We start from the raw sequence: 13,218 nt of genomic DNA, 5'->3' as shown, positions 1-13,218 counted from the left end.
ACAATCTGAAAAACAAGGGTTGGAAATGAGTGAAATCTTATATGAGGATGAAGAATTCGGCAATGTTATAATAAAGATCGACAACCGTGCCAGAAGAGTGATATTTAGGGTAAAAGACGGGATACTTAAAATGACATGCCCGCCCTGTTTTAACCGTAAAGATATTATTCGTTCAATAGAAGAAAACCGGGAAGGTCTGCGTCGCCTTGTTGAGCGTGTAAATAAAAAAAGTCCGTTGCCTTTCTATGAAGGACAGCGTATCTTATGCGGGAGATATACCTTGAATATAGGGAGGCAAAAACATTTTCCCGGTGAGCTGTTGCTGGGACGGAACGGATATGATTTGTCGGTCCTTTGTTATGAATCGGTTGATATGGGTAATCCAGATATTCAAGACCGTATACGGCGAGGAATCGAAATCCTGGTTCGTAAAGCGGCGGAAGACTTTTTACCGGAACGTGTGCGTGAGAACGCCGCACGTTTGGGATTAAGAGTCGGCCGTGTTACTATCGGTAGGGGACGGAGAAAATTAGGGCATTGTACGGGAAAAGGTGATATCTCATTATCGTTTTACTTAATGTTTCTTCCTTTTCATTTAGTCGATTATATTATTTTTCATGAACTCGCGCATTTGTCGTATATGGATCATAGTGAAGCTTTTCACAGATTATGTGATGTTTATTGTGGCGGAAAAGAGAAAAAATGGAGATCGGAATTGCGTAAATTTGTTTTTCCTATCGATTAATAAAATGTAATAAAATAAAAAATAACGTAAAATAATATATTAAAAGCCCTTGCTTTTACTAAATAAGACAGCGATACTTGTAAACTCCATAATATTATTGTATATTTGCACATGAATAGGAGAAGTAGGAGGGGGCAAGTTGTCCCCTCGTTTTTTTTCGGAATATTGAATCAATAAATGATAGAGCAAGGAACAGTAAAACAATTGGTAGAAGAAGGACTGGGAGGAACCGACTGCTTTTTAGTGGATGTAGTCGTGAAGCCTGGTAATACTATCGTTGTGGAGATTGACAACGAAGAAGGTGTGGACATTGACCGTTGCGTGGCATTACACCGTTATATCGAGTCGAAACTGGACAGGGATGTCGAAGATTATGAATTGGAAGTGGGATCGGCAGGGATTACATCTCCGTTTAAAGTAGTGGCACAATACCGGAAGAATATAGGTAACGAGGTTGAAGTGTTAACTAAGGCGGGTGTAAAGTTGAACGGTATTCTCAAAGAGGCCGGAGAGAACCATTTCGTAGTGACTGTTACTAAAAAAATTAAAACCGAAACGAGTAAGCGTAAGGTGGAAGTTCAGGAAGACCTTTCGTTTGAATATAGTGAAGTAAAATATACAAAATATCTAATCAGATTTAAATAATATGGCTAAGAAAGAGGAAACAATCAGCATGGTTGATACGTTCTCGGAATTCAAAGAACTCAAGAACATCGATATAAAGACAATGATCAGCGTGCTGGAAGAGTCGTTCCGTAACGTCTTATCGAAAATGTTTGGTACCGATGAGAATTTCGACGTAATCGTTAATCCTGAAAAGGGGGATTTCGAAATATGGCGAAATCGCGAGGTAGTGGAAGATGGCCAGGTGACCGACAGCAACCTGCAGATTTCTTTGTCCGAGGCTCAGAAAATCGATAGTGATTATCAGGTGGGCGAGGAAGTGACCGATGAGGTTTTCTTTGAAAAATTCGGACGTAGGGCTATTTTAAATCTCCGTCAGACTTTGGCTTCTAAAATACTTGATTTGCAAAAGGATGCGATCTATAACAAGTATAAAGAAAGAATCGGCGAGTTGGTAAGTGCCGAGGTATATCAGATATGGAAGAAAGAAATGCTTCTCATAGACGATGAGGGCAATGAGTTGTTGCTGCCGAAAACCGAGCAGATACCTTCGGATTTTTATCGCAAAGGAGAAACTGCCCGTGCGGTAGTGTTAAATGTGGATAACAAAAATAATAATCCCAAGATAATAGTTTCGCGTACATCCAATGATTTTCTCCGCCGTTTATTTGAACTTGAAGTTCCTGAGATCCATGACGGTTTAATTCTCATTCGAGCCATTGCACGTATTCCGGGAGAACGTGCCAAGGTTGCGGTGGAGTCTTATGACGACCGTATAGATCCGGTAGGAGCCTGTGTGGGAGTGAAAGGTTCCCGCATTCATGGCATAGTACGGGAGTTGCGTAACGAAAATATCGACGTAATTAATTATACCAGTAATGTCTCTCTTTTTATACAGCGTGCTTTGAGTCCTGCCAAAGTATCTTCCATTCGTTTGAATGAAGAAGAGAAGAAGGCAGAGGTGTTCCTGAAACCGGAGGAAGTTTCTCTGGCTATAGGTAAAGGAGGGCTGAATATAAAACTGGCTTGTATGCTTACCGGCTATAACATCGACGTATACCGTGATTTGGACGAATCGGAAGAAGAGGATATCTATCTGGATGAATTCAAAGATGAAATTGATGCTTGGGTGATCGAAGCTTTAAAAGGTATAGGCTGCGCGACAGCGAAGAGCGTACTGGCTATGCCTCGTGAAGAGCTTATCGAAAAAGCTGATTTGGAAGAGGATACGGTCGATGAACTGATTAATATTTTGAAAGCTGAATTTGAAGAATAAAGATTATATTCTATCTGATTTCTCCCGGAAATTATTCTTCATCAATGTAAAACGATAAAAACAAAGTATGTCAATAAGGTTAAATAAAGTAGCAAGAGATTTAAACGTAGGGATTCAGACGGCAGTCGAGTTTCTGCAAAAGAAAGGATTTTCCGTGGAACCTAATCCTAATACGAAAATCACAGATGAGCAGTATGCTTTGCTCGTGAAAGAATTTAGCAAAGATAAAAACCTGAAACAGGAGTCTGATAATATCAGCCTGGAACGTCACAGCAAAGAAAAGAACAGAGCTACACAACCTGCCGAAGGTCATGTGCCTGCTGACAATACTGTCATATCGGAACCTGATGAGATTAAAATGGAGTTGCCTTCGGAACGTAAACCTAAGATCGTAGGGCAGATTGACTTGGATAAATTAAATAAGCCGCAAGCGGCTCCTGCTCCTGTAAAAGAGGAAAAGACCGTACAAGAGCCTGCTCCCGAAACGCCTGAAGCGGAAGTTCCTAAGACAGTCGAGGCTGAACCTGTTTCTAAGGTGGAACCTGTCGGGAAAGAAAAAGAAGCGGCGGAAGAAACTCCGAAAGTTGTTGAAACCCCTGGGGCGGAAGTTTCAAAGACCGTATATCAAAAACCGGTAATAAAGAAAGTGGAAGAAGTAAAAGAAAAATCGGCTGCTGCTTCGGAGATAAAAGATAACAGCGAAGAGGTGTTTATGATAAATCGTCCTACATTGTCTACCAATATTAATGTGGTAGGTAAAATCGACCTGGACGCTCTTAATCAGCAAACACGTCCGAAGAAGAAAACCAAAGAAGAAAAACGTAAAGAACGGGAGGCGAAGGAGAAACAACGTTCCGATCTGAAAAAGCCTGTAGTTGCCGGAGATGCTTCTGGTCAATCGGAGGGTGAACGTCGTAAACGTAAACGTATAAACAAAGAAAAGGTCGATATAGAAAAAAGCGTTTCCGATCAAAAGAATCAGCCTCGTCCTAATAATGTCGGCAATAACAGGAATAATAATGGCGTAAATAACGGTAATAACAGGAATAACGGCGGCGGTAATAATAAATCCCGCCTTAAACGTCCGGTTATCAAAGCCGAGATAAGTGATGAAGATGTTCAGAAACAGATAAAGGAAACTTTGGCGAGACTGACGACGAAAGGTCAAAAGAAAAGCGCCAAATGGAGGAAAGAAAAACGTGAGGCATTCTCTAACCGTGAAAGAGAAATGGCTGAGCAGGAAATGGCTGAAAGCCATACGCTTAAACTGACCGAATTTGTTACGGCAAATGATTTGGCCGTAATGATGAATGTACCGGTCAATAACGTAATTTCCACCTGTATGAGTATCGGTATGATGGTTTCCATCAACCAGAGATTAGATGCAGAAACAATTAATATAGTTGCAGAAGAATTCGGCTTTAAGACCGAATATGTGAGTGCTGAAGTTGTAGAGGCCATAAGCGAGGAAGAGGATAGGGAAGAAGATCTTACACATCGTCCGCCTATCGTAACCGTGATGGGACATGTCGATCATGGAAAAACTTCGTTGCTCGATTATATACGTAATGCTAATGTAATTGCCGGTGAAGCGGGTGGAATTACCCAGCATATAGGTGCGTATAATGTAAAACTCGAAGACGGCCGTCGCATCACATTCCTCGATACTCCCGGTCACGAGGCGTTTACGGCAATGCGTGCCCGTGGTGCTAAAGTGACCGATATAGCTATTATAATCGTAGCGGCCGATGACAATGTAATGCCTCAGACCGTGGAGGCTATTAATCATGCGTCTGCAGCCGGTGTGCCTATTGTGTTTGCTATAAATAAGATTGATAAGCCGAATGCCAATCCTGAAAAAATAAAAGAGGAACTGGCAGCTATGAATTATCTGGTCGAAGATTGGGGCGGTAAGTACCAGTCTCAGGAGATATCGGCAAAGAAAGGTCAGGGTGTTCACGAACTAATGGAAAAAGTTTTGCTGGAAGCCGAGTTATTAGACCTGAAAGCAAATCCCGACCGTAAAGCGACGGGTTCCATTATTGAATCGACATTGGATAAAGGCCGTGGCTACGTGGCTACGGTACTAGTACATAACGGTACATTGAAAATGGGTGATATTGTACTGGCGGGAACCAATCACGGACGTGTTAAAGCTATGTTCAATGAACGGAATGTGCGTATTGATGAAGCAGGCCCGTCTGCTCCTGTACAGATTCTCGGTCTTAATGGCGCTCCTCAGGCCGGAGATATTTTCCATGTTCTGGATACGGAACAGGAAGCCCGTGAGATCGCCAATAAACGTGAACAGTTACAACGTGAGTTAGGCTTACGTACCCACAAGCTGCTTACACTGGATGATATAGGCCGTCGTATCGCTATAGGTAATTTCCAGGAACTTAATATTATCGTAAAAGGTGACGTGGATGGTTCTGTAGAAGCTTTAGGAGATTCTCTTATCAAATTATCGACAGATGAAATACAGATAAATGTATTGCATAAGGCCGTAGGGCAGATTTCCGAATCGGATATCACACTTGCAGCTGCATCCAATGCTATCATTGTGGGATTCCAGGTTCGTCCTTCTATGGCTGCGCGCCGTTTGGCAGAAAAAGAAGGTGTGGATATACGTCTCTATTCTATTATTTATGATGCAATAGAAGAAGTAAAAGCTGCTATGGAAGGTATGTTATCTCCGGATATTAAGGAAGAAATTACCGGTACGGCCGAAGTTCGCGAGACCTACCACATCAGCAAGGTCGGTACGGTTGCCGGTTGCGCCGTGAAAGAAGGAAAACTGAGACGTAGCAGCAAGATACGTCTTATCCGGGACGGTATAGTCATTTATAGTGGCGACCTGGGCTCTTTGAAGCGTTTTAAGGACGATGTGAAAGAGGTGGCTACCGGCTATGAATGCGGTCTTAATATAACCAATTATAATGATATTAAGGTTGGTGACCTGGTAGAAGCTTATGAAGAAATTGAAGTGAAAAAAACTTTATAAAAGCTTTATGGAGAAAATAGAAAAAGGTGTCTTGTACAAAGGCACCTTTTTTGTTGTGTAAACAACTGAGATTTATATATGAAATTGGAATAAAAAACGTATTTTTGTACGATATTGCGGTTATTGTCCGCTACCGATAATATCCTATAGTTATTGTGGAATGAATTACATAGATATTGCTATTCTAACGATTGTTGTCATTGCCTGTATACAAGGGTATATCAAAGGGATCCTCCGACAGGCAGGAGCTTTAGGCGGTTTCCTCTTAGGAATAGTATGTGCGCGTCTTTTCGGACAAAATGCAATGGATTTTCTCGGTCATATCGTTTCGCTACCTTCTTACGCCTGTAAAGTTCTGGCCTATTTCATTGTCTTCTTACTGGTGTATCTGGCTTGCAATTTTATTATCGGTCTGGTGCGTAAAGTTACTCATAAAATTCAGTTGGGATGGATGGACAGGATTGGAGGAGTGGTGTTCGGTGTAGTCCGTTATTTATTTGTGCTTAGTCTGGTTTTAAATCTGTTGGCTTTGGTCGATCCCCGTTCTCACTTACTGAGAAAAGAGATCTGTACGGAGTCGCAATATTATAAACCTGTTTTCAATATGGCTCCGGCTCTGTTTTCATTTGCCCGGGACAATATGAACGAGGAGTGTCAAACAGAGCAACCGAACAAACTAAATATTAATCGTTTTTGTTTATTTTCTGTGCTTATGGAAGTGCACGAAAACTTAAAAAATGATATGAAATGAAACAAGATAATTCGAATGAGATTTTAGATGATGTCACCTCTGGTGATTATAAATATGGTTTTGTTACCGACATTGAGACCGAAGTTATACCCCGTGGGTTATGTGAGGATGTGATTCGTCTTATTTCTGCCAAGAAAGAGGAACCGGAATGGTTGCTTGATTTTCGTTTAAAGGCATATGAGCACTGGAAAACTTTGTCAATGCCGCATTGGGCTCATCTCCACATTCCCGAGATAGATTACCAGGCTATCAGCTATTATGCGGCTCCGAAGAAAAAAGAGGGTCCTAAAAGCCTGGATGAAGTGGATCCCGAATTAAGAAAGACGTTCAATAAGCTGGGTATATCTCTGGAAGAGCAAATGGCTTTAAGCGGAATAGCCGTAGATGCTGTGATGGACAGTGTTTCCGTCAAGACTACTTTCCGGGAAAAGCTGGCAGAACTGGGTGTTATTTTTTGTTCTTTCAGCGAGGCTGTGAAAGATTATCCCGATTTGGTAAAACGTTATTTGGGATCGGTCGTTTCTTACCGGGACAATTTTTTTGCTGCTTTAAATTCAGCAGTATTCAGTGACGGTTCCTTTGTTTATATACCTAAGGGAGTGCGTTGCCCTATGGAACTTTCTACCTATTTCCGTATAAATGCTGCGAATACCGGTCAGTTTGAGAGAACTCTCATTGTCGCCGATGACGATAGCTATGTAAGCTATCTGGAAGGTTGTACGGCTCCCATGAGAGATGAGAACCAGTTACATGCCGCTATTGTCGAAATCATGGTTCATGACCGTGCGGAAGTGAAGTATTCTACCGTGCAAAACTGGTATCCGGGGGACAAGGATGGTAACGGAGGCATATATAATTTTGTTACAAAACGAGCTATGTGTAAAGGCGATGATTCCAAGGTTTCATGGACGCAAGTGGAAACCGGTTCGGCCATTACCTGGAAGTATCCCAGTTGCATACTGGCGGGAGATAATTCTACGGGAGAGTTCTATTCGGTTGCTGTGACCAATAATTATCAGCAGGCCGATACAGGAACAAAAATGATACATTTGGGAAAGAATACCCGTAGCACTATTGTTTCTAAGGGTATTTCGGCAGGACACAGCCAGAATAGTTACCGTGGACTGGTGAAAGTTACTTCACGTGCCGATAATGCCCGTAATTTCACACAGTGCGACAGTTTATTGCTGAGTTCGCATTGCGGAGCTCATACGTTCCCGTATATGGATATAAATAACGATTCAGCCGTTATCGAGCATGAAGCTACTACTTCGAAGATCAATGAAGACCAGATATTTTATTGCAATCAGCGGGGTATTTCTACCGAAGATGCCATAGGACTGATTGTAAACGGATATGCTAAGGAAGTAATGAATAAACTACCGATGGAATTTGCTGTGGAAGCACAGAAATTATTACAGATATCGTTGGAAGGTTCGGTCGGCTAAAACCATAATTATGAAAAAGAAAATATTCTCGCTTATTTTTTGTGTTTTTTGTGCTGTAATCGTATATGCGCAAAATGGTTTGTGGACCGATGAAGGGAATTACTCTGCCGAGTGGTTCGGTTCCCAATACCCATCAAAAGAATTTCATATTAAGAATGCAGAAGAATTGGCTGCGTTAGCCAGTGTTATAAATAACGGGTATACATTCGAAGATCAGAAGGTCGTTCTGGATGCAGATATCGATTTGTCGCAACATTACTGGATGCCTACGGGAATGTCGGCAGGAAATGTTTCTTTAGCACGATTTTCAGGTATATTTGAAGGAAACGGGCATATTATTAAAGGACTGAAAATTCATATTGCGTCTAAGAATATCGCAGATAGAATTATTTATGTCGGTTTATTCGGTCTTGTAGGACATGGAATTATACAAAACCTGACGATTGACGCTACGTCACGTATAACGATTATATCCGATAAGTATTTGTCGGAAAAGGGTATTAGAGTCGGGAGTTTTTCCGGTAGTTGCCTGGATGGTTCTTATATTAATTGTGTAAACGAAGCGGAGATAACAATAGAAAAAACAGCAGAGTATGCTACGGCCGAAAGCATCTCGTATATTGCCGGCGGGATAATCGGAGATGGTTCGGGAAAAATTGAGAATTGCATTAATAAAGGAAATATAAAAGTCGAAATTTACGATAATAATTATGCTGATAATTTACCGGTGGTTTGTGGAGGAATAGCTGGAACCATAGATGATACAGAGATTATTTCTTGTACCAATTTTGGTAATATTACAGCCATAAGTCCTTCCTCCGGAGCTTATGCCGGAGGTATTTTTGGTGATGACAGAGGTACGATAACGGATTGTATCAATTGGGGTGATATTACGGCTTCCGGAGATTTTGTAACGGTCGGAGGAATTTGTTCGTATGGTGAAGGCAATTTTAATAATTGCACCAATAGTGGTAGAATATCGGCTACATCTGTTTATGAAATGAACGTAGGCGGGATTGTGGGAACGTATTATTGGTCTACCGATGGATTATCGTATGTTTCGATGTGCCGGAATTGTGGGGAAATAATATGCAAGCCAACCTTTATGATGGGAGTGTCCATAGGAGGTATAGCCGGTTTTTCGGGGAACAGGATACTTAATTGTTGGAATCTTGGTAATATCGTAGTGAACGATTCGGAAGATGAAAACCGTTCGGACTGGGCTACTGCAGATATTGGGGGTATAGCCGGAGCGATGGAAAATACTGTAATGAATTGTTATAACAGAGGATCTGTTTCGGCCGAAACCGGACTTTTAGAATGTGACGTGACAATAAATGCCGGCGGAATTGCCGGTAACGTTTATTCAGGTTCGGTAGGTAATAGTTATAATACCGGAAATGTAACTGCGAAGTCTCCTTTCCAATCTTATTCCGGTGGTATTACGGGAGGAACATCTAATTGTTTTTTAAGCTATTATGCCGAAGATATACAAATTAGCGGAAAGAACCTGAACGAAAAGGGAACCCCTTTAACGTCTGAACAAATGAAAGGAAATAATTATAATCTGGCAGAGATACTGAATGATTATGCAAAGGTTCTGACAGATGCAAATCTGTGGGAATATAGGGCAGATGAAAATGACGGATATCCGGTTTTAACTGATAAACCGGCATCGGTTTTGAAAATGACAACAACTTATGAGCGCATATATGGATCGAACGGTAAATTGGTTATTGTCTCTTCAAAACCTGGCCGGTGTGCCGTTTATGATATACAGGGCAAGTTAGTATGTTTATTGTCTGTAGCCGGTGGGGAAAATCATTTTGATCTTCCGCCGGGTATATATATTATCGGGGCACAGCGTGTTAAGTTGTAATAATTTTGATCCCGATTGAAATATTGGCGGAAAGATTTGTTATATAATTTATATAGAACTGAAGATAAAAACGAAATATAATGCTTAAGATTAAAAACCTTCATGCCGGTATTAACGGTAAAGAAATATTGAAAGGAATAAACCTGGAAGTAAAACCGGGTGAGATTCATGCTATTATGGGCCCTAATGGATCGGGTAAAAGTACATTATCATCCGTGCTTACCGGTAACCCTGCATTTGAGGTGACCGATGGTTCGGTGGAGTTTTACGGAAAAGATTTACTGTCACTTTCGCCGGAAGACAGGGCGCATGAAGGAATATTTCTCAGTTTCCAGTACCCGGTGGAAATTCCCGGAGTGAGCATGGTAAACTTTATGCGTGCCGCTATTAACGAGAAGCGTAAATATTTGGGAGAAAGCCCTATCTCCGCTACCGATTTTCTCAAAATGATGCGTGAGAAACGTGCTATTGTAGAATTGGATAATAAACTGGCCAGCCGTTCGGTGAATGAAGGTTTCTCAGGAGGAGAGAAAAAACGGAACGAGATATTCCAGATGGCGATGCTTGAACCCCGTCTTTCAATACTGGACGAAACAGACAGCGGATTGGATATCGATGCACTGAGGATTGTAGCCGGAGGTGTAAATAAATTAAAAAGTAAAAAAAATGCTACTATTGTAATTACTCATTATCAACGATTGTTGGATTATATATCCCCGGATTTCGTACATGTACTTTATAAAGGACGAATTGTGAAATCGGGTGGTCCGGCACTTGCTTTGGAACTCGAAGAAAAAGGCTATGACTGGATTAAGAAAGAGTTGGGAGAATTATAATAAGGAACCTATGAGCGCAGTAAAACAATATATAGACTTATTCAAGGAGAACAGGAGTCTGATAGATTCCCATTCGGCTCCTGTACTCAATGCCCGGCGGGATGAGGCGATGGCCGCACTGGAATTGTCGGGTTTTCCTACGACTGATGAAGAAGATTATAAACGTACTGATATAGAAAAGGCTTACGAACCGGATTACGGTTTGAATATCGGCCGGGTTGACGTTCCGGTCAATCCTTATGAGGTTTTTCGTTGTGATGTCCCGAATCTGAGTACACAGTTGTATTTTTTAGTAAATGATGTTTTCTATGAAAAGCGGATACCTGACGGATTATTGCCTGATGGCGTGATTATAGGAAGTCTTAAGAAGATAGCCCTTACTCATCCTGAACTGGTGGAGCGATACTATGGAAAGTTAGCGGACGTAAATACAGATGGAACGGTTGCCCTGAATACCGCGTTGGCTCAAGATGGCTTTTTCTTTTATGTTCCGGAAGGTGTGGTTATAGATAAAGCCATACAGTTAGTAAATATATTACGTGCCGGTGTGGATTTTATGGTGAACAGACGTTTGCTCATCGTTATAGAGAAAGGGGCTCAGGCGAAGCTTCTGGTGTGCGACCATACCGAAAATCCCGAAATACGTTTTCTGGTTTCGCAGGTAACGGAAATATATGTGGGAGAGGATGCCGTGTTCGATTACTACGATATGGAAGAATCTTCTCTTAATACGACCCGTATCGCCTCTGCTTTTATGAAACAGGAGGCCGGTTCGAATACGTTAATGAACGGGATAACGTTGCATAATGGTATAACCCGTAATAATTACCGTATCACTTTTGCCGGAGAACATTCGGAAGCTAACTTGTACGGTATGGCAATTGCCGACCAAAGAGAATCGGTAGATAACTTTACTTTTATCGATCATGCTGTTCCCAACTGTCATAGTAACGAACTTTTCAAATATGTGCTGAATGACAAATCTCAAGGTTCATTCAGCGGTCGTATCCTGGTCCGTCCCGACGCACAGAAAACGGAGGCTTATCAGAGCAATAAGAACTTGTGTGCATCGTCGGACGCACATATGTACACCAAGCCCCAACTGGAAATTTATGCCGATGATGTAAAATGCAGTCACGGGGCAACGATAGGCCAGTTGGATCAGAATGCTTTGTTCTATATGCGTACGCGCGGTATAAGCGAAGCAGAGGCCCGGCTGCTTCTTATGTTTGCTTTTACCAACGACGTAATAGAGAATATTCGTTTGGAAGCATTAAAAGATCGTTTGCGTCAGCTGGTGGAAAAACGTTTTCGCGGAGAGCTGGCTAAATGCTCGGGCTGTAGTATCTGCCAGTAAAATTTTAAAGAAATGTATTTATGTTCGATATAGAAAAAATACGTGCCGATTTTCCTATCCTTTCCCGGGAAATATGTGGGAAACCGCTGGTTTATCTGGATAATGCCGCAACATCCCAGACTCCGTCTTGTGTCTTTGAAAGAATCTCGGATACGTATTGTCGTATTAATGCCAATGTTCACCGGGGAGTGCATACGTTAAGCCAGGAAGCTACCGATGCTCATGAGAGTGCCCGTGAAAGAGTACGTAAGTTTATCAACGCTCCTAAGAGCGAAGAGGTGATTTTTACTCGTGGAACGACTGAATCGATAAATCTGGTAGCGTCTTCTTTCGGGAAGAAATACTTGAGTGACGGAGATGAGATTATTCTTACCGTCATGGAGCATCATGCTAATATAGTACCCTGGCAATTGCTGCAAAGTGATAAAAAAATCGGTTTGCGTGTGGTTCCGATAGATGAGCATGGGGTACTCGATCAGGAAGTTTATCGGTCATTATTTAATGAGCGTACGCGGTTTGTCAGTTTGTCTCATGTTTCTAATGTACTGGGTACGGTGAATCCGGTAAAAGAAATGATCAGGTATGCCCATGAAAAAGGTGTTCCTGTTCTTATTGACGGAGCTCAGGCCGCACCTCATCTCCGGATAGACGTGCAAGATCTGGATGCCGACTTTTATGTGCTGTCTGCTCATAAAGTATATGGCCCTACCGGAATAGGAGTATTGTACGGTAAGGAGAAATGGCTGAATGAGATGCCTCCGTATCAGGGTGGAGGCGAAATGATCGCTCATGTGGATTTTGAAAAGACTACGTTCGGAAACCTCCCTTTTAAGTTTGAGGCCGGCACTCCGGATTATGTGGGTACTACGGCGTTCGCTTCAGCTCTGGATTATGTCGATCGTATAGGGCTTGAGAACATCGCTTCTCATGAAGCCGGTCTGATGAAATATACGACAGAACGATTAATGAAAATAGAAGGGATGCGTATTTTCGGCACGGCTCCTGAGAAAAGCTCCGTCATATCTTTTCTGGTAGACGGAATTCACCATTACGATATGGGGATGTTGCTGGATAAGCTGGGAATAGCTGTCCGTACCGGACATCATTGTGCGCAGCCTTTGATGACATCTTTAGGTATCGAAGGTACGGTACGGGCTTCGTTTGCTGTTTATAATACCCAGGCGGAAGCCGACGCTTTTATCACTGCGGTGGAAAAAGTGGTGAAGATGTTTAAGTAAAATAGAGTTTTTTGGAAATAAAGTATCCCGTCTTCAATGCAGATGGGATACTTTGTTTTT

10 protein-coding genes are annotated in these 13,218 nt (G+C 41.9%); all 10 read left to right on the top strand.

What is annotated here, in order from left to right; translation table 11 throughout:
* Window positions 1–25: 25 nt before the first annotated feature.
* Window positions 26–745 (top strand): M48 family metallopeptidase, encoded by a 720-nt coding sequence (locus OCV73_RS06080; RefSeq protein ID WP_147550372.1) that lies wholly within the window; start codon window positions 26–28, stop codon window positions 743–745.
* A 177-nt stretch (window positions 746–922) separates the two neighbouring features.
* Window positions 923–1,390 carry a ribosome assembly cofactor RimP gene (rimP, locus tag OCV73_RS06075; protein WP_147550370.1) on the top strand — a complete coding sequence of 156 codons (468 nt, stop codon included), beginning with the start codon at window positions 923–925 and terminating at the stop codon, window positions 1,388–1,390.
* Window position 1,391: 1 nt separating this feature from the next.
* Window positions 1,392–2,645, top strand: coding sequence for a transcription termination factor NusA (nusA, locus tag OCV73_RS06070; RefSeq protein WP_147550368.1), 1,254 nt, complete (start codon window positions 1,392–1,394; stop codon window positions 2,643–2,645).
* A gap of 67 nt (window positions 2,646–2,712) precedes the next feature.
* Entirely contained in the window at window positions 2,713–5,649 is a 2,937-nt protein-coding gene (gene infB, locus OCV73_RS06065) for a translation initiation factor IF-2 (protein WP_147550366.1), read from the top strand.
* Window positions 5,650–5,809: 160 nt separating this feature from the next.
* Window positions 5,810–6,400, top strand: coding sequence for a CvpA family protein (locus tag OCV73_RS06060; RefSeq protein WP_147550364.1), 591 nt, complete (start codon window positions 5,810–5,812; stop codon window positions 6,398–6,400).
* Window positions 6,397–7,848: a Fe-S cluster assembly protein SufB gene (sufB, locus tag OCV73_RS06055; protein ID WP_147550362.1), complete on the top strand. Its 1,452-nt coding sequence runs from the start codon at window positions 6,397–6,399 to the stop codon at window positions 7,846–7,848. The genes OCV73_RS06060 and sufB overlap by 4 nt, the downstream gene beginning before the upstream one ends.
* A gap of 10 nt (window positions 7,849–7,858) precedes the next feature.
* Entirely contained in the window at window positions 7,859–9,727 is a 1,869-nt protein-coding gene (locus tag OCV73_RS06050; protein WP_147550360.1) for a hypothetical protein, read from the top strand.
* A gap of 80 nt (window positions 9,728–9,807) precedes the next feature.
* A complete protein-coding gene (gene sufC / locus OCV73_RS06045) occupies window positions 9,808–10,563 on the top strand; it encodes a Fe-S cluster assembly ATPase SufC (protein WP_147550358.1) in 756 nt (251 codons plus the stop codon).
* A gap of 10 nt (window positions 10,564–10,573) precedes the next feature.
* Window positions 10,574–11,920 (top strand): Fe-S cluster assembly protein SufD, encoded by a 1,347-nt coding sequence (sufD, locus tag OCV73_RS06040; protein ID WP_147550523.1) that lies wholly within the window; start codon window positions 10,574–10,576, stop codon window positions 11,918–11,920.
* 20 nt (window positions 11,921–11,940) lie between these two features.
* Window positions 11,941–13,158 (top strand): aminotransferase class V-fold PLP-dependent enzyme, encoded by a 1,218-nt coding sequence (locus OCV73_RS06035; protein WP_147550356.1) that lies wholly within the window; start codon window positions 11,941–11,943, stop codon window positions 13,156–13,158.
* The last annotated feature ends 60 nt before the right edge of the window (window positions 13,159–13,218 follow it).

Origin of the sequence: Barnesiella propionica (genome assembly GCF_025567045.1) — a bacterium.
GTDB classification, from domain to species: Bacteria; Bacteroidota; Bacteroidia; order Bacteroidales; family Barnesiellaceae; genus Barnesiella_B; species Barnesiella_B propionica.
Note: the sequence above shows the minus strand (reverse complement) of the source record. Positions and strands in the feature narration are given on the sequence as shown.

Excerpts from the sequence above, each read along its gene's own strand:
- OCV73_RS06035 (WP_147550356.1), top strand. The coding sequence starts at position 11,941 with ATGTTCGATATAGAAAAAATACGTGCCGATTTTCCTATCCTTTCCCGG.
- OCV73_RS06080 (WP_147550372.1), top strand. The coding sequence starts at position 26 with ATGAGTGAAATCTTATATGAGGATGAAGAATTCGGCAATGTTATAATA.
- sufB (WP_147550362.1), top strand. The coding sequence starts at position 6,397 with ATGAAACAAGATAATTCGAATGAGATTTTAGATGATGTCACCTCTGGT.
- rimP (WP_147550370.1), top strand. The coding sequence starts at position 923 with ATGATAGAGCAAGGAACAGTAAAACAATTGGTAGAAGAAGGACTGGGA.
- nusA (WP_147550368.1), top strand. The coding sequence starts at position 1,392 with ATGGCTAAGAAAGAGGAAACAATCAGCATGGTTGATACGTTCTCGGAA.
- sufD (WP_147550523.1), top strand. The coding sequence starts at position 10,574 with ATGAGCGCAGTAAAACAATATATAGACTTATTCAAGGAGAACAGGAGT.
- infB (WP_147550366.1), top strand. The coding sequence starts at position 2,713 with ATGTCAATAAGGTTAAATAAAGTAGCAAGAGATTTAAACGTAGGGATT.
- OCV73_RS06050 (WP_147550360.1), top strand. The coding sequence starts at position 7,859 with ATGAAAAAGAAAATATTCTCGCTTATTTTTTGTGTTTTTTGTGCTGTA.
- sufC (WP_147550358.1), top strand. The coding sequence starts at position 9,808 with ATGCTTAAGATTAAAAACCTTCATGCCGGTATTAACGGTAAAGAAATA.
- OCV73_RS06060 (WP_147550364.1), top strand. The coding sequence starts at position 5,810 with ATGAATTACATAGATATTGCTATTCTAACGATTGTTGTCATTGCCTGT.